General features: G+C 60.2%; 14 protein-coding genes. 13 read left to right on the top strand and 1 reads right to left on the bottom strand.

Annotated features, from left to right (window positions below; genetic code table 11):
- Positions 1-24 precede the first annotated feature (24 nt).
- From FYK55_RS16705 to FYK55_RS16660, 10 genes are all read left to right on the top strand, one after another.
- Entirely contained in the window at positions 25-849 is an 825-nt protein-coding gene (locus tag FYK55_RS16705) for a sulfite exporter TauE/SafE family protein (protein ID WP_150077573.1), read from the top strand.
- 19 nt (positions 850-868) lie between these two features.
- Positions 869-2,302 carry an MBL fold metallo-hydrolase gene (locus FYK55_RS16700; protein WP_150077572.1) on the top strand — a complete coding sequence of 478 codons (1,434 nt, stop codon included), beginning with the start codon at positions 869-871 and terminating at the stop codon, positions 2,300-2,302.
- 91 nt (positions 2,303-2,393) lie between these two features.
- Positions 2,394-3,500: a DsrE family protein gene (locus tag FYK55_RS16695; RefSeq protein WP_150077571.1), complete on the top strand. Its 1,107-nt coding sequence runs from the start codon at positions 2,394-2,396 to the stop codon at positions 3,498-3,500.
- Positions 3,501-3,731: 231 nt separating this feature from the next.
- Entirely contained in the window at positions 3,732-4,268 is a 537-nt protein-coding gene (locus FYK55_RS16690) for a rhodanese-like domain-containing protein (protein ID WP_235908754.1), read from the top strand.
- A 6-nt stretch (positions 4,269-4,274) separates the two neighbouring features.
- Positions 4,275-5,489, top strand: a complete 1,215-nt coding sequence (locus tag FYK55_RS16685) for an FAD-dependent oxidoreductase (RefSeq protein ID WP_150077570.1) — start codon at positions 4,275-4,277, stop codon at positions 5,487-5,489.
- Entirely contained in the window at positions 5,489-6,322 is an 834-nt protein-coding gene (locus FYK55_RS16680) for a c-type cytochrome (RefSeq protein ID WP_150077569.1), read from the top strand. The genes FYK55_RS16685 and FYK55_RS16680 overlap by 1 nt, the downstream gene beginning before the upstream one ends.
- 568 nt (positions 6,323-6,890) lie before the next feature.
- Positions 6,891-8,027, top strand: coding sequence for an App1 family protein (locus FYK55_RS16675; RefSeq protein ID WP_150077568.1), 1,137 nt, complete (start codon positions 6,891-6,893; stop codon positions 8,025-8,027).
- 134 nt (positions 8,028-8,161) lie between these two features.
- On the top strand, positions 8,162-9,865 hold the full coding sequence (locus FYK55_RS16670) for a glycosyltransferase family 2 protein (protein ID WP_150077567.1): 1,704 nt from the start codon (positions 8,162-8,164) through the stop codon (positions 9,863-9,865).
- Positions 9,865-11,694, top strand: coding sequence for a serine/threonine protein kinase (locus FYK55_RS16665; RefSeq protein WP_150077566.1), 1,830 nt, complete (start codon positions 9,865-9,867; stop codon positions 11,692-11,694). The genes FYK55_RS16670 and FYK55_RS16665 overlap by 1 nt, the downstream gene beginning before the upstream one ends.
- A gap of 160 nt (positions 11,695-11,854) precedes the next feature.
- Positions 11,855-13,381, top strand: a complete 1,527-nt coding sequence (locus FYK55_RS16660; RefSeq protein ID WP_150077565.1) for a M20/M25/M40 family metallo-hydrolase — start codon at positions 11,855-11,857, stop codon at positions 13,379-13,381.
- Between the two features lie 7 nt (positions 13,382-13,388).
- Here FYK55_RS16660 and FYK55_RS16655 read toward each other — a convergent pair whose 3' ends face one another.
- The gene (locus tag FYK55_RS16655; protein ID WP_161604565.1) at positions 13,389-14,207 is read right to left on the bottom strand and encodes an SIMPL domain-containing protein; all 819 of its coding nucleotides are present in this window, start codon (positions 14,205-14,207) and stop codon (positions 13,389-13,391) included.
- 300 nt (positions 14,208-14,507) lie between these two features.
- Here FYK55_RS16655 and FYK55_RS16650 point away from each other — a divergent pair, with 300 nt between their 5' ends.
- From FYK55_RS16650 to FYK55_RS16640, 3 genes are all read left to right on the top strand, one after another.
- Positions 14,508-15,647, top strand: coding sequence for a serine hydrolase domain-containing protein (locus FYK55_RS16650; protein WP_235908752.1), 1,140 nt, complete (start codon positions 14,508-14,510; stop codon positions 15,645-15,647).
- Between the two features lie 313 nt (positions 15,648-15,960).
- Positions 15,961-17,262, top strand: a complete 1,302-nt coding sequence (locus FYK55_RS16645; RefSeq protein ID WP_161604564.1) for an efflux RND transporter periplasmic adaptor subunit — start codon at positions 15,961-15,963, stop codon at positions 17,260-17,262.
- A gap of 30 nt (positions 17,263-17,292) precedes the next feature.
- Positions 17,293-20,586, top strand: a complete 3,294-nt coding sequence (locus FYK55_RS16640) for an efflux RND transporter permease subunit (protein ID WP_150077562.1) — start codon at positions 17,293-17,295, stop codon at positions 20,584-20,586.
- The last annotated feature ends 92 nt before the right edge of the window (positions 20,587-20,678 follow it).

Below are 20,678 nucleotides of genomic sequence, written 5' to 3'. Positions count from 1 at the left end.
GCGGCATTTTCGGGAGAACGATCCATGTTTGGTTTGGCAGTTCTGTTCGGAGTCTTGGTCGGGTTTGCCCTGGGGCTGACCGGCGGCGGCGGCGGGATCTTTGCTGTTCCGTTGTTGGTTTACGGGCTGGCGGTGGCCCCGAGGGAAGCCGTCGGGATTTCGCTGGCGTCGGTCGGCGGGACTTCGCTGTTTGGCGTTCTGCCACGCTGGGCCCATGGCGAAGTGGAGACACGCACCGGGCTGCTGTTTGCGGTGGCGGGGATGGTCGGGGCACCGCTGGGCACCTACCTGTCGACGTTGATTTCCGAAACCCTGCTGTTAGTCCTGTTCGGCGGATTGATGTTGGTGGTCGCCGTTCGGATGTGGTCCAAGACGCGTGAGCGGGAACCGGTACCGGGCGAATGTGCCGTCGGCACATCACCGGAGGCGGACCGTTCGGCGTGTCAGCGTGACAAGGACGGGCAGCTGCGGTTGAACAGCCGATGCGCGCGATTGTTGTTGTTGATCGGGCTGGTGACGGGTGTCCTTTCGGGCATGTTCGGTGTCGGGGGCGGATTCGTGATCGTTCCCGCGCTGGTCCTGTTCAGCGGAATGGAAATCCATCGTGCCGTCGGGACATCGTTGCTGGTGATCGTGTTGGTCAGCATCAGCGGGGTCACGTCCTATCTGGTGACCGGAAAGGAGATGTCGGCGTCCATCACGCTGCAGTTTCTCGCCGGCGGATTCTTGGGCATGTGGTTGGGCGGCCTGGTCGCCAAACGGCTTGGCGGACGGACATTGCAGCGGGTGTTCTCGGTTGCGGTGGTCTTGGTCGCCATGTTCGTCATTAGCAAATCTTTGTTTCTCTAAATCAATAGGAACCGATCCGATGTTACTGAAATACTTTTACGACCCCGCCCTTGCGCATGCCTCCTATCTGGTCGGCTGCCAGCGTGCCAAGGTGGCGGTTGTCGTCGATCCCGGTCGCGATGTGGAACAGTACTTGGAGCTGGCCGACCGCGAAGGATTGAAGCTGATCGCGGTCGCCGAAACCCACATTCATGCCGACTACGTTTCCGGGGCGCGGGAGCTGGCCGACCGTGTGGGTGCCGAACTGTTCGTGTCCGATGAAGGACCCAGCGAATGGAAGTACGAGTATTTGACGCCCTACGATCACCGATTGTTGCGCGACGGGGACTCGTTCATGATCGGGAACATTCGATTTGATGTCCTGCACACGCCCGGTCACACGCCGGAAAGTCTGTCCTTTGTGTTGACCGACCAGGGAGGCGGCGCCGACCAGCCGATGGGCATCTTCACGGGCGACTTTGTGTTCGTCGGTTCGATCGGCCGCCCCGATCTGTTGGAACAGGCCGCCGGAATTGCCGACACGGCCGAACCGGGCGCGCGGGACCTGTACGGCAGCATCGAACGGTTCAAGCAGTTGCCCGATTACCTTCAGGTCTGGCCGGCGCATGGCGCCGGAAGTGCCTGCGGCAAGGGACTTGGGGCAATCCCGTCATCGACCGTCGGGTACGAGAAACGATTCAACCCGGCGTTGCAGTTCGACGACGAAGAGCAGTTCGTGCAATACATTTTGGCGGACCAACCGGAGGCGCCCAAGTACTTCGCCGTCATGAAGCGGGTCAACAAAGCCGGCCCCAGAATTCTCGGTTCGGGACACCACCACGAGATGCTCGACGCAAGCAAATTGCCGGAAGCCATCGAATCGGGAACGGTGATCGATCTCGCGGCGTCATCAACGTTCGCGGAGGGGCACGTTGCCCAAACGATCAATTTGCCGATGGGAATGTTGGCCGCATGGGCGGGCTGGTTGGTCGACTACGATCGCCCGGTTTATCTGATTTGCCGACCCGATCAGCTGGAAGAAGCCGCCCGCATCCTGCACAAGATCGGAATCGAAAAGATTGCCGGCGGGTTCGACGATTCCGTGATCCGCGGTTCCGGTTGGGCCACCGAAGCCTACGCATCCGGCAAGCCGGCGGAGCTGGCAGAGGCCATCAGTGCGGAACGCGTCCGCGTGCTTGATGTGCGCAGCGACAGCGAATGGGAACAGGGGCATCTCGAACAGGCGGAACATTTCTTTCTGGGGCGATTGCCGGATCACCTGGATCAGCTCTCGCGGGACGAGGATCTGGTCGTGCACTGTCAAAGTGGTGCCCGATCAGCAATCGGCGTCAGCGTGCTGCAGGCGGCCGGATTCAAACATGTCTGGAACATGTCCGGTGGGTACAACGCCTGGAAGTCTGAAGGCTTGCCAACCGTCAAAGCTGGCACGGATTCGGCAGCCAGTCCGGTGTAGCGTCACCCTTACAAACCAAAACGCACCCGGCAGCGGAACCTCGTGCCGGTGCGCGTCGACAGCATTTCTCTTTCACAAAACAGGTACGAAGATGAATCGATCGATCCGCTGGATGGCTGCCGTGATCATCACCTTGATGATTGGTACTCAAGTCTCAGCACAGCAGGGGAATCGCGGTCGTGGCGGAGCTGGCGGTGGTCCGCCGTTCGGTCGCGGACCGGGGGAAGGACGTGGCTTTGGCCGCGGCCCCGGCTTTGGACGTGGCGGCGGCGGTCCGGGGCAGGCCCGGGGGCATGGTCACGATGAACGGCACCAGGCTGACCAAGAAGTTTTTCACTTTCTGCTCGACAACCACAAGAAGATCACGCGAACCGTCAAGGAATTGCCAAACGGCGTGCAGACGTTGACCGAGTCGGAATCTCCCGAAGTCGCCGACAAGATCAAGGAGCACGTCGAATGGATGACGGTGCGGATCGAAGAATCCAATCCCATTCGGATGCGAGACCCGTTGTTTGCGGAGATCTTTCGTCATACCGACAAAATCAAGATGGTCCATGAGGACACCGCGAACGGGGTCCGCGTGACCGAAACGTCGGACGATCCCTACGTCGTTCGATTGATCCAAGAACACGCCAAGGTGGTGACCGGTTTCGTCAATCGTGGGTTTGATGAAGCGATGAAGAATCATGCCGTTCCGGGTGACAAGGGGTCGACCGCTGCCGACCAGGCAGCCTTTCCGCGAATCCAAGGACACGGCGGGGTCATCAAGATGCCAACAGCTGCCCAGCAACCGCGGCCGGGAACCAAGTTGTTGATCGATCTGACCCGGGGTGATGATCCGGAGAAACTGAACCACGCCGTCGAGAAGGTCGCCAAGTACGTCAACATTTACGCCGGGGCCGGTGCGGAGCCGGCGGACGCTTCGATTGCTGTCATCTTTCACGGTGACGCGACGTTGGCGGTGCTGAACCCCGATGCGTACTCGGCCCGGTTCGGCACGCAGGGCAATCCCAATTTGGATCTGCTGCGTCAACTGCACGAGGCGGGCGTCGAGCTGTACGTTTGCGGCCAGTCGTTGAACAGCAAGGGAGCCACCACCGATGAGTTGGTCGTGTTCGTCGATCCTGCCGTTTCGGCCCTGACGACGGTGGCGAACCTGCAGTCGGAGGGATACGCTCATATCCCGCTGGGAAACTGACTCTGGGAAACCGATTCTGCGGGACCCATTCAGCGAGGAAAATGACGGACCGCGTCTCCGTTCGGGCATTGCACAAGTGATGTCCGTCGCCGCGGTCCGACTCGTTTTCTTTAACCACGGTTTCTCGAATTGCTGTTCTGATCCGCCGGCCGGGTATCCTTTCCTTCCCGCTCCGGTCAGGCGATCGGATGCGTCACGATGTTTTCAGCGACTGATTCACGGAGTTCAATCATGGGATTCGCCCGGCCACATTGGCTGTTGTTTTGTTTGATGTTGGCTTTGACGCCGCTTGCGCCGGCCAGCGGACAATTCGGAAGCCTGTTCGGGACCTCGTCCAAGGTTCCCACCATCAAGGTGGAAGAGTTGTCCAAGCTGTTGGAGCAGCAGCAACAGGCGGAAGAGAAAGCGAAACAGGAGGGGCAGCCGGTTCCGGAACCGAATTTCGTTGTCGTCGACGTTCGATCGGAACCCGAGGTGAACGTGTCGGTCATTCCTGGTGCCATCACCAAGAAGGCGTATGAGGAGAACCGGGACGACTACGCCGGCCGCGTGGTCATCCCGTACTGCACGATCGGGGGGCGCAGCGGTCGCTACGCTCAGCAGCTGGCCGATTCGGATGTTCCGGTCAAGAATTTCAAGGGCAGCATCCTGGAATGGGTCAACCATCAGCTGCCGTTGGTCACCCTGGAAGGCAAGCCGACCAACCGCGTGCACATTTACAGCGATCGCTACAAGATTCCGGAAAAGTACGAAGCGGTCACGAAGTAGAAACGGATGCCGCAGCACGCAAGATTGAAGACGGTGGTGTTGCTGGGGATCGGGCACACCAACGCTCATGTCGTCAAGCAATGGGCTTCCGACCCGATCGCCGACTGCCGTCTGGTTTGCATTTCGAAGTTCCCCACGGCCACCTATTCGGGCATGCTTCCGGGCACCTTGGGCGGGCAGTTCGAACCGTGCGAGATGCGGATCGATCTTCCCGACTTGGTCGCAGCTTCCGGGGGGACCCTGCTATTGGCCGACGCCAACGGGCTGGACCTCCAGCGCGGCGAATTGCGGTTCGCCGATCGGGAACCACTTCCTTTCGACGCCTTATCCATCGGGGTCGGATCGATGCCGATCGGATGGGAACGTCATCGGTCCGTCGTTTCGCTGGTCACGATCAAGCCGATGCAAACGTTTCTGCAGCGGTTGCACGACCGATTGGACCAGGTGGATTCAACCGATCGGCGGCCGATCCGCGTTGTCGTCGTTGGCGGCGGTGTCGCCAGCGTGGAGATCGCGTTGTGCCTGCAGCAGGATTGGACCCGCCGCCGAAAAGAGTCTCCGTTGGAGATTCTGATCGTCACGGCCGATGACCACGTGGCTCGAGGAATGCGTCCCAAGAGTGTCCGACGGATCGAGCGATTGTTGCGGCAACGGTCCGTGTCGGTTGCGCCGGGGCAGCGGGTGACCGAAGTGGTTGAAACGGCGGTCACCACCGAATCTGGCCAAAAGTTCCCGGCGGATTGCGTGGTTTGGGCGACCGGAGCCGCACCGCCGCCGGTGCTGGAGACGCTTGGTTTGCCGAGCGACGATCGGGGGTTCATCGCGACCCGGCCGACGCTGCAGTCGGTGTCGGACGACCGCGTGTTTGCCGTCGGTGATTCGGGCACCGTGGTGGAGCATCCGTCGCCCAAGGCCGGTGTCTATGCGGTTCGGCAAAGCCCGATCCTGTGGCACAACCTGCGATCGTTCCTGACCGGTCGGCCGCTGCAATCATTCAAGCCACAAAGTGATTTTCTGAAGCTGCTGAATACGGGCGACGGAAAAGCATTGCTGGAATACCATTGGCTGACCGCCCATGCCCGCTGGTGTTGGTCGCTGAAAACATGGATCGACCGCCGGTTCATCCAAGAGTTTCAAGTCGGTCCGTCGTCCAGCGGACCCTGTCCGTCGGAAGTTGGATCGGCCGAAGACCGTTTCGCCTCGATTGAAAAGGAATCCTGATGCGCCACCCTCTGGTTTGCGTCCCTCGTCGTTTGACTCGTCGTCGTTCGCCCCTGACCGTCACCACGATGATGTTGCTGGCGACGATGGTCCCGATGGCGAAAGGAGGCGACGGGGAACCGGACGAATCAGTGACGTCGGCGGCTGAGGCGGTCCCGCCGGACGAACTGGGGCGGGTGGTTCGCTTGGGAGAAACGTTGGTCAACGAAACGGACACGCATCCGTTGACGCAACCGTTCGTCGGCAATTCGTTGCGCTGCACCTCGTGTCACTTGGACGCCGGGAGGCATCCGTCGGCAGCCAGCTTCATCGGTGTGGCGGCTGCCTACCCGGCCTGGTCACCACGCGAACAGCGAGTCATCACTTTGGAAGACCGCATTCTGAACTGTTTTATCCGCAGTCAGAATGGAAAGCGTCCGCCCAACGGCGGGCAAGCATCGGTCGCGATTGCCAGCTACATCACGTGGCTCTCGCGCGGCACTCCCATCGCGATGAACGCCGCGCAGCCGCTCGGCCCCCATCACTTGGCGATGCTGGATGAACCGGCAAGGGCACCAGACACCAAACGCGGAAAAGTGTTGTACGCCGATCGCTGCGCCGACTGTCACGCCGTTGACGGCAGTGGCACCCCGGAGGGCCCGCCGGTTTGGGGCGATGCCTCGTTCAACGACGGGGCCGGATTGTCCAAAGTGACCAAGATGGCGTCCTGGTTGAAGGTTGCCATGCCATTGGATGATACCGATCTCAGTGACCAGGAAGCGTTCGATCTCGCCGCGTATCTGACGGATCAGGCCAGGCCCCGATTCACGATGCCGCCGGACGATCAGCCTTGATCGGCCTTCTAGGAATCTGACGATCAACCTTGATCGTCCGTCTCGTGGATCATCCGGCCAGAGTTTGTGACCAGCGACGACGTGTTCCGCCACTTCACCCTCCCGCTTGCGGGAGGGTCGGAGGCGAGGCACGAGACTCCGGGGAGGGCAGAACAGGAAGCGAACGTCAACAACGCATGGTCCAGCAATCACCCTCCCCGCGTCGTCGCAAGCTCCTCCGCGACCCTCCCGCTTGCGGGAGGGTGAACCAGAGAAAGCCTGACATTGACGGCTAGATGGACCTTTACGGATCTGACCCACAAATGCAGAGCAGTTGATCCACTCGAACAACTTGTCGTGCCGGTTGGCTGGTTCGGCCACAGCGGCGGTTTCGGCGGATAGCTTGCCGAGCGGCGTGATCGATTGGCATCCATTGTGCTTTACGCAGCAGCAGTGAATCCCGGATCACCCGTGGGAGTCCCCGGCCAGTTGAATCTGCCAGCCGATTGGGCTCCGCCGCATCATCCTGGCCGCTTGGCGGCCAGGCGGCGGCCGTTCACGGTCCGCGCTCCCTGTATCGATTGATTTGATGGCCGACTGGAAATTTGGAAGTGCGTTGAAGTATGGCGCCCACGCGATCGAAAAACGGATCGATTCCGTCAAACGCGTGACCAAGCGGAAATTCAACTTGCTGGATCCGATCTGCATCATGCCCTATGACGGCTACGGCAACCAGGATCGCTGGTATCTGCGAGGCCGCGTCCTGGAAGAGCTCGGGATACCCGAACCATCCGAAGACGCCTCGTGGTGGCAGAACGCGCGTTCCATGACCCGGCGCTTCACGTCTGCCGAGATCCCCTATGTCCGAGTCCGGGCGACAGTGGATGATCAGAGCTGGGAAGTCCAAACCGACGAAGAAGGCTATTTTCATTTCGAGCTGCAACCGAATCGGTTTCGGGTAGACAAGCTTTGGCACCCAGTCCACTTGGAGGTGCTCGATCAGGTCGTCAAAGGCCAGGGAGCCGTCAATGCGACCGGAGAGATCGCGGTCGCGCCGCCCCGCGCCGAATACGGAGTGATCAGCGACATCGACGATACCGTGTTGCACAGTCGCGCAACCGACCTCTTCCGATTGGTGCGGCTGACGATGTTGCACAACTCTCGCACCCGAGTCGTGTTGCCGGGGGTGCCGGCTTTTTATCAGAGCCTGCGGCGGGGGGCTTCGGGCAATGCCGCGAATCCATTCTTCTATGTTTCCAGCAGTGCCTGGAACCTCTACGACGCCATGCAAGACTTCCTGTCCTATCACGAATTGCCGCGGGGACCGATTCTGCTGCGGGATTTGGGCATCGATAAGACCAAGTTCATCAAAACAGGGCACCGGCACAAACTGGACAAGATCTGTCAGATTCTGGAAACCATTGATTCGTTGCCGTTTGTGCTGATCGGGGACGCCGGACAAAAGGATCCGCAACTCTATACCGAAGTCGTCAAGAGGTTTCCCGGCAGGGTCAAAGCGATCTACATTCGGCAAGTCAGCTGGAAGGATCGGCGATCGACGATCGAGTCACTGGCGGAAGAAATGAAGCAGGCCTCGCCGGATGTCGAGTTGCGATTGATCGAAGACACCGCAGCGGCCGCCGAACATGCGGCACAGCTGAAGTTGATTGACCCGGCCAGTGTCGGCGAAGTCGCGGAGGCCTGCGCGGCCGCCCAGGAATCGTAGCGGACGTCGGCAGCACTTTTGCAATTCCGGGCCAGCATCAGAATTGCATGGGAATTGACGTGCGGCGTGGCTTTCTGAACGCCCCCCGTTCGGCGTGTATACTCAAGGCCGATTATCCTCCTTGAGCTGACACCATGACTTCATCTGCTTCGATGCCATCGATCACGTTTGGCATCACCACCTTCAATCGTCCTCGCCTGCTGCGGCGATTGATCGAATCGATCCGGACGCGCTATCCCCACGTGCGGATTCTGGTGGCCGACAACGGCAGCCAGCATGCGACGTTGCCCGACGACGTCCAGGTCCTGCATTTGCCGTTTGATTGTGGGCTGTCCCGCGCCCGAAACGCGTTGATTGATGCGTTGGAGACGGAATTCTTGCTGGTGCTGGAGGACGACTTTCAGTTCACCGACGAAACCGACATCGAACCGCTCTGGCGGGTGCTGCGGTCGGATCCGGAGATCGGCGTGGCGGGAGGAGCGATTCGGGGCTGTGACGGTCGGGTGACGTGCTACGCGTTGGACATCGAAGTGTGCCGAACGACGATGCGCGTGCGGGAGGCTCCGCATCGGATTGCCGTCACGCCGTGTGGGATCCCCTATCGACTGTGCGACATGGTGTGGAATTTTGCCCTGTTCCGGCGGGAGATGCTGCGCGAGCATCGCTGGGTCGACGCCTTGAAGATCGGCGAGCACTGTCCGTTCTTCTACGAGGTCAAACTGGCGCGTCGTTGGCGTGTCGCCAGTTGTTCGTTGCCAAAGATCTATCACGTTCCCGATCGGCGGCCGACGCATTATTTGAAGTACCGCCGTCGTGCCGCCGATTATTTCCGTGCCTACCTGAACGCCAGGGGCGTGGAGCACTACGAGCGTGTGTTACCCTATCACTACGAAGACGATGCAACGTTGCTGCCGCCGGTGATCGTTTTGGCGGTCGGGCACAGCGGCACGTCGGTCGTTACCCGGATGCTGCAGAAACTGGGATGGAACCTGGGGCGTCCGGTGGACAAGGTGTTTGCCGAGCACATCGAGATCCGAAAGCTCAATCGACAAGTCATCGACGGCGGTCAGTTGGACACGACGGCGGCACGCCAGGCGCTGGGGGCACTTCCAATGCCCTGGGCTCTGAAGGATCCCCGTTTCGTGCAAACCCTCCAGCACTGGTTGCCACTCCTGGCCGAGTTGGAGATCAAACCGGTTTTGTTGCGGTTGCGGCGCGAATTGTCCGCCACCAAGGGCAGCTACCATCGACGTGGGGCTCCCGGCGACGTGGACCGTCGCATCGAAAATCTGGCCGCCAGCCGTGACCATTTGTACGACCTGTGGCCCTGGAAGCGTTTGACGTTGGAATACGAAAAGATTGCGGCCGCCGTGTCCATGTTCGACCTGGATCGATTCGAAGCGTCTCAGGATCGTGACCCGGGCGAGGTGGAAGGGCCGTCGTTCACGCCATCGCCGCGAGCCATCGCGGGCGACAGCCGCGCACCGGAATTTGGCTTGACCGCCGCGGAATTCATTGATCTGAACGTCGCGGCGTTGGAGAATGATTCTTCGATGCTTGCTTCGTTGCAGCTGGACAGTGCCGGGGCGAATGCCTTGGCCGACGCGCGCGCCGCGTTCCAATTGGATTCCTCCTTTGGACGACCGATGGATCCTCAAGAGGAAGGCCCGGAGCCTCTTTCAATGCAGTTGGATTCCTCCGTCGGTTCGCCGGCCGCCGCGGACGCCGGTTTTGCGCTGGACTCCGGTGTGGACAGTCCGCTGGAACGAGCCATTCGCAGAGAATTGCGTCGCATCCCGCCGCCGACGGCAAATGAATCCCACGACGGATCGGATTGATGAATTCACCATTGCACCGCTTTATCGAGTTGTTGCTCAAGAGCGGGCTGGTCACCCGTGCCGAACTGAATCGGATCCGTTCGCAGTTGGACCAGGAGCAAGCGGGCGATGATTCTGAAACCGATCGCTACGTCCTGGACCAGTTGGCCCAGTCGGGCAGTCTGACCGATTTCCAGGCCGCCGCGGTCCACGAAGGCAAGTCGGATGAGTTGATCTTGGACGACTACCTGATCATCGACAAGATCGGGCAAGGCGGCATGGGACGCGTCTTCAAAGCCCGCCACACGCTGATGCAGCGGGAGGTCGCCGTGAAGTTCACGCTGGCCGATGACGCCAGCAAGGAGGCCGACCAACGGTTTCGGCGCGAAGTGGAAGCACTGTCACGACTGGTGCATCCCAACATCGTCAGCGCACTCGATGCCGGATATCGCGGCGAGCACTGTTACCTGGTGATGGAGTACGTGGAGGGAACGACGCTTTCCAGCTACGTCCGCCAGCACGGGCCGATGACGTTTGCCGATGCCTTGGGCGTCATCATTCAGGCGGCCGAAGGCCTGAAGTACGTGCATCGACAAAACATCATTCATCGGGACATCAAGCCTGCCAATCTGCTGTTGACCCCCGATCGCACCGTCAAGGTGCTGGACGTCGGTCTGGCGAAGTTTGATCCGCACGAAGTCGACGGGGACGATGACAAAACGGATGTCGATTGCACCCATGGCGGGACCATCATCGGAACCGTCGACTACATGGCTCCCGAGCAAGCCATCGACGCCCATTCCGTCACACCGTCGGCGGATGTGTACGCACTCGGCTGCACGTTGCATTTTCTCTTGACCGGAAATCCGCCCTATCGGGGACACGAAAAAACCGTGTTGGAGCGTTTGGTGGCCCATCGCGAGGAAGAGATCCCACGGCTGTCCGTGGCGGCTTTGGATGTTCCGAGAGAGTTTGACGACATCTTCGAGAAGATGCTCTCCAAAACGCCGGAGACACGCTACGCCAATGCCGGGGAACTGCTGTCGGATTTGAATCGGGTCCAACGCGATTACAGCAGCATGCTGTCCGGTGTGACCACGATCCAGATGGAGTGCCAGAATCAATCCCGCAAGCACAGTACCCGATTGCGTTGGCTGGCCGCCATCTCCTTGATTGCTTTCGTCGCCGCCGCCGGCTGGATGTTGCGGCCCGACCGCCGTCCGGCGGAGAGCTTGTCCTTGATGCAGGCGAACGCGGGTGTGACTTTCCCGGAGATTTCATTGATCTCACCCGGAGAGCTTCCGTTTGATTTGCTTGGCAGGACCGACCCGGCGATCCACGCGCTGACCGGCGAGGGCTGGGAATTGTCAGGCGGCACGTTGCTGGTGCCGGACAGTTCCCCCGCGAAGCTCTTGATTCCGGTGGCCGTGCAACCGGATTATCGGGTCACCGGTGAGGTGCGCCGGCTTGGGGGGAGTGGGCCGTTGGTGATGTTCCTGCCAATCGGGCAAACGTCCCAATGTTTTGTCCTGCTCGATTCGCAGCGTGCTGGCGTTTCGAAATTGGGGTTTGGGTTCAACGCCGTCGGGCGACTGGCGGCCGTCGCCGAGCACGATGCGATGGGGACCGAAACGCCGTCCCGGTTCGCCGTCGATGTTTGCGCCGACGGATTGACGTACTATTTGGATGACCAATTGATCGTCCGGTGGGATGGTGACCCGGAACGCTTGCAAATGGCCGGTGGCTGGTCGGCCACGCCGCAGCCGGCATTCGTCATCGGAGCCAACCATGGGGCATCGTTTCTCGTTTCGAAGCTTCGTATCGAATCGCTGCCGGCGTCCGAACGCTGATTGGCCGATCCGGAGCTGGATCGATTCCGCCGCGGAAGGCTCCTTAAAGCCGGTGGTCGCAACAGCCACTCACGCTGTCTTTTCACCCGCATCGGTCCGTCACGGGACGACTTGATACAATGGCCGATGCGTTGCAGCAGCCAATTCTTGTCGTTTGATCATGAAAGCGTTCAAAAAAACACGCCGATTGTGGCGGTGGCTGATCGGTATTGGCGTGACGCTGGTCGTCATCGCCCTTGGTCTGGTCGGATACGCATTTCGTCTACCATCCAAACAGCAACGGGTGATTGCCCCCGACATGAAGACCGGTGCCATGAGCCCTGAACAATCCGCCGAGATCCTGGCGGAGTTTCTTGCCGTCCAAAGCTACTCCTACCACGATCGGTCCAAGATGGATCCCGACGCGTTTCTGCGGTTGCACCAGATCTTGCAGGATCGCTTTCCGAATGCGCATCAGTCACTGCAGCGGGAAACGGTCAGCGAGTTGAGCTTGCTGTACCGCTGGCAGGGAACCGATGAATCGTTGGATCCGATTCTGTTGATGTCGCACATGGACGTCGTGCCGGTCAGTGAAGAAACCGCGTCGGAGTGGATTCACGGGTACCAGACCGGTGAGGTCGCCGACGGATACGTCTGGGGGCGGGGCGCCTTGGACGTCAAAAGCGGTGTGATCGCGATCATGTCCGCCGTCGAACAATTGGCGTCCGACGGATTCACCCCGCAACGAACGGTCTACCTGGCGTTCGGACACGACGAAGAGATCGGGGGCGAGCAGGGCAATGCGGTGATGGCGAAGCGATTCGCCGATCAGGGGATTCGATTCGCCTACATCCTGGATGAGGGCGGCGCGATTTTGGACGGCGTGGTGCCGGGCGCCCCAAGACCGGTTGCCTTCGTGGCCATTGCGGAAAAAGCTTGGGCGGATCTGGAGATCGTCGCCCACGGGGAGGGCGGTCACGGTTCGATGCCGGGCCGCAGTGCCGTCGCCCAGCTTTCGGAGACGATCCGTCGCATTGAGAACCAACCGATGCCTGTTCGGGTGACCGAGGCGACGGCCACGCTGTTTCGTTTCCTGGCGCCGGAAATGCCGCTGTTGCAGCGGACGGTGTTGGGAAACCGCTGGTTGTTTGACGGATTAATCGGTTGGCAATTCTCGCGTCAACCGTCAACGGAAGGCGTTGTCCGATCGACGATGAACGTGACGCAACTGTTCACTCGTAATCCGCCGAACGTGACTCCGGCGTGGGCCAAGGCGACGGTGAACGTGCGTTTGCTGCCTGGGGACACCGCAGAAGATGCGCGAGACCATCTATTGGCGATCACCAAAGACCAGCAATTACACGACGGTAGCCCAGCCATCGAATGCACGATCCGGCAGGATATCAAGGGGCAATTGGTATCGTCCGACGAATGCGAAGAGTTCGCGACGCTTCAGAAGACCATTCATGAAGTCTTTCCGGACGTGATCGTGGCGGCCGGTCTGACTTCCGTCTCCACCGATTCTTCTTGGTATTACGGAGTCACGGACAAGATTTACCGATTCATCCCGATGCGTGTCCGATCAGAGGACATGGCCAGGATTCACGGAGTCAACGAACGCCTCGCGGTCGACAATTTGGCCGAAATCGTGCGGTTCTATGAACTGCTGCTGCGCAACTCGACTGCAGAAAACGGAATCGGCGATTGATTTCCGATCAACGCGATTCTTTTAATCCGAAGACGACGTCGACCTGGGCGGAAATCGTTTGTTCACCCGATGCGATCGGCGTCGACCGGCCTTCGGCCATCATCATCATCCTTGGCCCTCCGACCGGTTGAGCACCGCCGCGTTCCTGAATGCGGAGCACGCGGCCCAGTGAAACGTCCGCGGCCTTGGCGAACAGCTGCGCCTTGCGACGGGCGTCTTCGATGGCGGCCTTTCTCGCTTCGTCCAGCAAATTGTCTTGGTTGTCCACGGCGAACTGAATGCCTTCGACTCGGTTGCTGCCGGCGGCGACGACGGCATCCAACACGTTGCCCAATTCAGAAATCCTGCGGACCTTGATCCGCAATTGGTTGGTGACCTGGTATCCGACAATTCGCGGTTGGCGTGATGCGTCGTCTTGCTGCAGCTGTTGTCGGCGAGGATCTTCACGACGGTATTGCGGTGAAATGTCGAATCGAACCGTTTGCCGGTCCTTGTCTTCGATCTGCATCTGATCCAGCGATTCAAACAGTCGTTGCATCGCTTCGTTGTTGGCTTCCAGAGCTTGCTTGGCCGATTCGGCTTCGGTGACGACGCCGACGCTGATCGCAGCCATGTCGGGTTTCGATTGAACTTCGCCCTCGCCGCTGACGCTGATCGACGGCAAATCGTCGATTTCCTGCTCCTGTCCGAAAGCGGAAGCAGGGAAGGTCAGGATTGCCGCGACGATCAAGGAAGAAAACCCGATCGCCGTCGCCAAGGGCGGCACCGATGCCGGACGGGCTGGTGCGGTGTCGGATGCGGTGCGGGGGAGGTACTTGCCTAGCATTGGAGGTTCCTTGTGGTGGCGTTGAAACGGTGCTGTGGGGAATCGGTGACGTGAAAGAATCTTGAGGACTCCGGTGATCCACTCCATCTTTGCAGCCCGCGTGCCAAAGCGGTAGCAGGATCCGTTGGGATGGAGTCGGGATGGACTCGCCTCACCCCGCCGGCGCGCCGTCCGCGGCCAGCCGCGATCGAGCGACGTTTTGTCGGGCACACGCGACCAGCCGATCGGCTCTCTATAATCGGCTCCGGCCAGCGAGTTCGCTGCCGCCGTTCGCTTTTCCCTCCCGTCCCGGACCGTCCGATGTCACGCCGACTCCGTTTTTTGATGCCCGCGTTTTTTCTGCTTGGTTTTGGGCTCGCATCACAGGTCTGTGGCCAAGAGAAAGCTCAGACACCCGCCCCGACACCCGAGCAGGCGCCGGGAACGATGGCTTTGCCCCGCAGTACACCCGAATCTCAAGGCGTCGATTCGGTCGGGTTGTGCGAATGGGTCCAGGCGGCCGACGAGCAGGTTGATTCGATGCACAGTTTGATGGTGTTGCGGAACGGCCAGGTGATCGCCGAGGCTTGGTGGAAACCCGAATCCGCCGAGAAACCACACATCCTGTGGTCGCTAAGCAAGAGTTTTACGTCGACGGCGGTTGGTCTGGCCGTCACCGAGGGCAAAATGAGCATCGACGATCGCGTGTTGGAGTTTTTTCCCGACCAGGCACCGGAACAGCCATCGGCCAATTTGCGGGCCATGCGTGTTCGTGATTTGTTGACCATGTCGACCGGTCACCAGGATCCGCCCTCGTTGGGCGACGACCAGCCTTGGGTGGATTCATTTCTGAATCAGGACGTCCCGCACAAGCCCGGAACCCACTTTCGTTACAACACACCGGCGACGTACATGTTGTCGGCGATCGTTCAGAAAGTGACCGGCGAAACCGTGCTGGACTATTTGAAGCCACGATTGTTCGACCCCCTGGGTATCTCCAATCCTCGCTGGGACGAAAGTCCCCAGGGGATCTCGATCGGTGGTTACGGGTTGTTCCTGCGCACCGAAGACATCGCCAAATTCGGACAACTTTATTTACAGAAAGGACGATGGCAGGGAGAGCAACTGATTCCTGAAGCGTGGATCGAATTGGCGACCACCAAGCAGGTTTCCAACGGCAGCAACCCGGACAGTGATTGGGACCAGGGGTATGCATTCCAGTTCTGGCGCTGTCGTCACGATGCCTACCGGGGCGATGGCAAGGATGGGCAATTCTGTGTGGTGTTGCCGGATCAGCAAGTGGTCGTGGCCATGACGGCCAACAGTCGCGATCTTCAAGGACAACTGAATCTGGTTTGGGAAAAACTGTTACCGGCCATCAAGCCACAGCCATTGCCGGAAAACCCGAGCGGGCTGGCGCGGTTGAAGTCCGCAGTCGCTGACTTGGAAGCGACGCGGTGAATCGACGCGGCGTCGTGCAGCGTCTGCCGGCAAACCCGTCTGCCGGCAAACCCGTCCCCAGGCAATCGCGTCCACGGAAATTCTGTCTCCGGAACAGCCGGCGAACGATCAGCCGGCATTGAGGCTGATTCCGGTGCCGAGATAATTTCGTATACTGACGGGAATTCTTCTGCCCGGTTTCTGACCTTGGGACACAGCTTTGATGGCAAGATTCCGTCGCATGAAGCCGCTGTGCATCGTTTTGATCCTCGCCGCCGTTGGTTGCCGTCGACAGTCAAACGTTTACGAGCCGCCGCCGCCCCCGACGGTCTCGGTGGCACGACCGATTAAGACTCAATTGACTCCCTTTTTGGAGTCCACCGGGGATACCGAAGCGGTGCGGGAAGCCGAGGTGCGGGCCCGGGTTCAGGGGTTCATTCGCGATGTGATGGTCGATCCTGAGAAAGAGGTTCGCCAGGGGGAGACCCTGTACCAGATTGAACCGGATCAATATGAAGCGGACTTCAACGCCCTGAAAGCCTCCGTTGATGCGGCGGAGGCCGCCGTGGGCGTGGCGGAGGCTTCGGTCGAAACGGCTCAGGCAACTCTGGATCAGGCCGAAAACGAACTCCAACGCACCACGAAGCTGCTCGAACGCCAAGCCGCGTCGCAGGCGGAGTACGACCAGGCGTTGGCCAACGCCCAATCGGGGCGGGCGGCGGTCACGGCGGCCAAAGCGAACGTTGAAGCAGCCAAGGCCGAACTGGGGGTGGCGACGGAGAATCGCAACCGGGCCAAAATCGATTTGGACTACACGACGGTGACCGCGCCCATCGGTGGCAGAATCACCAAGACGGAAATCAAACAGGGAAACCTGGTGGAGTTTGGCACGGTCCTGACCAGGATCGTGGATGCGTCTCAGATCTACGCCAACTTCACGATTAGCGATCGTCAGCTGTTGGAGCTGATGGCTGCTCGGCGAAAATCGAGTCCCGGCGGTGAACCGGAATCACAAGATTGGAGCCGGTACGACGTCTTCCTGAAACGCGAGACCGACACCGGCTATCCGTTCAAAGGCACGTTGGACTACATCGACCAGGCCGGCGTGGATCCCAATTTTGGGACGTTGGCACTGCGAGCGGTGTTCGACAATTCCGACAAGCGTCTGCTGCCCGGGCTGTTTGTGAGCGTTCGTGTGGCGATGCCTGAGAAGGTCGAGCGAATGCTGATCAAGGAATCTGCCATTTCGCGAGGTCCGTCTGGACCCTACGTGTTGGTCGTCGGTGCGGACAACCGGGTGGCCAAGAAAGACATCTCGGTTGCCGAAACGGTGGGCGGCTGGGCAATGGTCGAGAGCGGTTTGTCGACCAGCGACCAAGTCATTTTGTCCGGGATTCAGCGGGCAATTCCTGACGCGCCGGTCGTCCCCAAATTGATCGAATTGGATTTTGATGAGAGCCAGGTGCTGCGAGGCGTTTCCGATTCGCAGCTGTCAGACTTCCAACAGGACGCTCCGGACACGCCGTCGGACGGTGCGGATTCGGAATCGGGGAACGATGAATCGCAGCCGGACGCGTCTGACCCACCGTCGACGACGCCCCCAACGAAACCGGCTTCTTCCCCGCAGGCCGAATAGGCAAGATCGCACCGAATCGGAAGCCGCAGCATGTCGCGTTTTTTTATCTACCGGCCGATCTTTGCCACCGTCATCTCGATTGTGATCGTGATCGCCGGGGTGGTGTCGTTTGGTGCCTTGCCGGTGGCCAAGTTTCCGCCCATCGCCCCGCCGACCGTTTCCGTTTCCGCGGTTTATCCTGGTGCGGATGCGGTCACGATCGCCGATGCGGTCGCGACGCCGATCGAACAGGAGGTCAACGGCGTCGAAAAAAGCTTGTACATGTCTTCCACCAGTGCGGACGACGGTTCCTACAAATTGACCGTCACGTTCGAGGTGGGCACCGACATGGACATCGCGTCGGTGTTGGTCCAAAACCGGGTCGCGATTGCGGAACCCAAGCTGCCCAGCGAAGTCCGTGCGCAGGGGATCACAACCAAGAAACAATCGACCCAGATCCTTCAATTCGTCGCATTGACCTCCAGCGATGGTGATCTGTCGCCGCTGTACCTGAGCAACTACGCATTGCGGATCAAGGACGAACTCAGCCGAGTCGACGGCGTCGGCGAAGTCACCGTGTTCGGCGCCGGCGATTACAGCATGCGGGTTTGGCTGGATCCCCGCAAATTGAAACAACGTGGGCTGACGACGTCGGACGTGGTCAACGCGATTGCCGAGCAGAACGTCCAGGTGGCGGCCGGCCAGATCGGCGCCCCACCGGCGCCGGACCAAACGGCCTTTCAGTTTCCGGTGCGGGCCCAGGGACGCCTGGCCGATGTGAAGGAGTTTGGGAACATCATTGTCTCGACGGGCGAACGAGGACAGATCCTCCGGGTGCGCGATGTCGCCCGGGTCGAGTTGGGCGGAAAGTCCTATCAGTTTGATTCGAAGTTCAACGGCAAGCCGTCGGCTTCCCTGGCTGTCTACCAGTTGCCCGATGCCAACGCGGTGACGACGGCGCAACTGGTGCGGGAAGCGATGCAAGAACTGAGTTCGCAGTCCAGCTGGCCGGAGGGTTTGGAGTACGACATCCCGTTCGATTCGACAAGATTCGTCGAAGCGTCCATCCAAGAGGTCTACACGACGCTGGCGGTGGCAATTCTGCTGGTGGTGGCCGTGATCTTCGTGTTCCTGCAAGACTGGCGAGCAACAATCGTTCCGGTCGCGGCGATACCGGTTTCGTTGATCGGGACCTTTGCGGTGATGGCGGCGATCGGTTTCTCGATCAACATGCTGTCACTGTTCGGCATCGTTCTGGCGATCGGGATCGTCGTGGATGACGCGATCGTGGTCGTGGAAAACACGACCCGCCACTTGGCGGACGGGCTCTCGCCCAAGCAGGCGGCCGTCAAAGCGATGGAAGAGATCACCGGGCCGGTGATCGCGACGACGCTGGTGCTGCTGGCGGTCTTCGTTCCGAGTGCTTTCATGAGCGGGATCACGGGGCAACTGTTTCGCCAATTTGCGATCACGATTTCGTCAGCCGTGTTGATCAGCACGGTCAATGCGTTGACCCTCAGCCCCGCGTTGTGCGGCGTGTTTTTGCGTGCCCCGACGGAATCACAGTTCATCGGTTTTCGTTGGTTCAACCGAGCCTTCGATGGTGCAACCGGGATTTACTCCGGTGTGATCGGACGCTTTGTTCGATTGGTCACCGTCGTCCTGCTGGTCTATCTGGGATTGGTTGCCACGACAGGCTTGACCTTTCAATCGCTGCCGACCGGTTTTGTTCCGTCGGAGGATCAGGGCTATCTGTTTGTTAATTGCCAGCTTCCTGATTCGGCGTCTTCCTCGCGTACCCAGGAAGTGATGGCTGAACTGGATGAAATCTATCAGCAGATTCCTGGCGTGAAGGATACGGTTTCGATTTCGGGATATTCGTTGATCGGCGGCTATGCGGGTTCGAATTTGGGGCTGTCGGTGTTGGTGTTGGATCCTTGGGAGCAGCGGGAAGGCTTTGATGAAAGTGTCGAAGGAATCCAGAAGCATCTCCGCGAGCGGTTTGCGATGATCCAAGATGCCATCGTGTTCCCGTTTGCCCCGCCGCCGATTGACGGGCTGGGCAACGCGGGCGGTTTCCAGATGGAGTTGCGGGACGTGGGCAGCCAAGGGTACGAGGCCCTGCAGGCTCAGGCGGAAGATCTGGTGGCGACCGGGAACGGTCAATCACGACTGGTCGGGCTGAACACCACGTTTCGGGCTTCCGCACCCCAGCTGTTCGCCGATGTCGATCGCGTCAAAGCCAAGACCATGGATGTTCCCCTGGGAAACATCTTCGGCACGCTGCAGGCGTTCCTGGGATCGGCCTACGTCAACGACTTCATGAAAGACAATCGTGCCTACCAGGTTCGTGTCCAGGCGGAGTCGGAGTTTCGTGTCTCCGCCGACGACATCGCTCATCTGGACGTTCGCGACACCCAGGGGCGAATGATTCCGATGGGATCCCTCGTCAATGTACGCGACGCATTTGGGCCGACGGTGGTGCGTCGCTACAACCTTTACCCCAGCGCCTCCATCAACGGCGCACCCGCCCCGGGGACCAGTTCGGGACAGGCACTGACCCTGATGGAGCAGATGGCTGACGAGCGGTTGCCGGCCGGATTCGATTTTCGCTGGACGGGGATCTCGTATCAGGAGAAAGTTGCTAGCGGAGGTCAGGCGCTGGTCCTGCTTCTAGCGGTGGTCGCCGTGTTTCTGGTGTTGGCGGCGCAGTACGAAAGTTGGACCAGCCCCGCCGCGGTCATCGCCGTGGTGCCGCTGGCCGCCTTGGGGGTGGTGCTGGCATTGGTGCTCCGCGGTGCCGACAACAACACCTACACGCAGATCGGGATCGTGTTGTTGGTGGCGCTGGCCAGCAAGAACGCGATTCTGATTGTCGAATTCGCTCGTGAACAACGTCGTCACGGCGTGCCGATCGGTGACGCGGCGGTGAACGCGGCCCGGCTGCGGTTTCGCGCCATTTTGATGACCGCGGTCTCGTCGATCTTGGGCTTCCTGCCCCTGTTGGTCGCTTCCGGTGCGGGGGCCGCCAGCCGTCAAGCGATCGGCAATGCGGTCGTGGGCGGGATGATTGCCGCCACCTGCTTTTCGCTGTTGTTCGTCCCGACGTTCTTCGTTGTGTTCCAAAGACTGTCCGAATGGAAAACCACGGATTCGGCAGTGGGGATGCAGACGGCCGGTGCGGGAACAGGCCAGGGGGAGGAAAGTTTCTCGCCCGATGCCGCCAGCGGAACTCAGCCCGCCGCCGAAGCCGAGCAGGAACCGAGCCCGACAGCCGAACAGACGTCGGAAAACGATGCGTCGTCCGAGAAAGGTTCTGACGCCAAGGATCCACCACCCTCGTAGCGCTGTCGCCGCTTCGCGGCCGGTGGTGTTTTGGGGGATGCCGTTTCCGTCGGCTTGCGCCGACAGCAGGGGGCTTTCGTCGCTTTGCGACT

The sequence above is a fragment of the Roseiconus nitratireducens genome (assembly GCF_008629675.1).
In the GTDB taxonomy this organism is placed as follows: Bacteria; Planctomycetota; Planctomycetia; order Pirellulales; family Pirellulaceae; genus Stieleria; species Stieleria nitratireducens.
This window is presented reverse-complemented; position numbering and strand designations above follow the sequence as displayed.

Coding starts and splice junctions, on each gene's coding strand:
- FYK55_RS16705 (WP_150077573.1), top strand. CDS start 25: ATGTTTGGTTTGGCAGTTCTGTTCGGAGTCTTGGTCGGGTTTGCCCTG.
- FYK55_RS16700 (WP_150077572.1), top strand. CDS start 869: ATGTTACTGAAATACTTTTACGACCCCGCCCTTGCGCATGCCTCCTAT.
- FYK55_RS16695 (WP_150077571.1), top strand. CDS start 2,394: ATGAATCGATCGATCCGCTGGATGGCTGCCGTGATCATCACCTTGATG.
- FYK55_RS16690 (WP_235908754.1), top strand. CDS start 3,732: ATGGGATTCGCCCGGCCACATTGGCTGTTGTTTTGTTTGATGTTGGCT.
- FYK55_RS16685 (WP_150077570.1), top strand. CDS start 4,275: ATGCCGCAGCACGCAAGATTGAAGACGGTGGTGTTGCTGGGGATCGGG.
- FYK55_RS16680 (WP_150077569.1), top strand. CDS start 5,489: ATGCGCCACCCTCTGGTTTGCGTCCCTCGTCGTTTGACTCGTCGTCGT.
- FYK55_RS16675 (WP_150077568.1), top strand. CDS start 6,891: ATGGCCGACTGGAAATTTGGAAGTGCGTTGAAGTATGGCGCCCACGCG.
- FYK55_RS16670 (WP_150077567.1), top strand. CDS start 8,162: ATGACTTCATCTGCTTCGATGCCATCGATCACGTTTGGCATCACCACC.
- FYK55_RS16665 (WP_150077566.1), top strand. CDS start 9,865: ATGAATTCACCATTGCACCGCTTTATCGAGTTGTTGCTCAAGAGCGGG.
- FYK55_RS16660 (WP_150077565.1), top strand. CDS start 11,855: ATGAAAGCGTTCAAAAAAACACGCCGATTGTGGCGGTGGCTGATCGGT.
- FYK55_RS16655 (WP_161604565.1), bottom strand. CDS start 14,207: ATGCTAGGCAAGTACCTCCCCCGCACCGCATCCGACACCGCACCAGCC.
- FYK55_RS16650 (WP_235908752.1), top strand. CDS start 14,508: ATGTCACGCCGACTCCGTTTTTTGATGCCCGCGTTTTTTCTGCTTGGT.
- FYK55_RS16640 (WP_150077562.1), top strand. CDS start 17,293: ATGTCGCGTTTTTTTATCTACCGGCCGATCTTTGCCACCGTCATCTCG.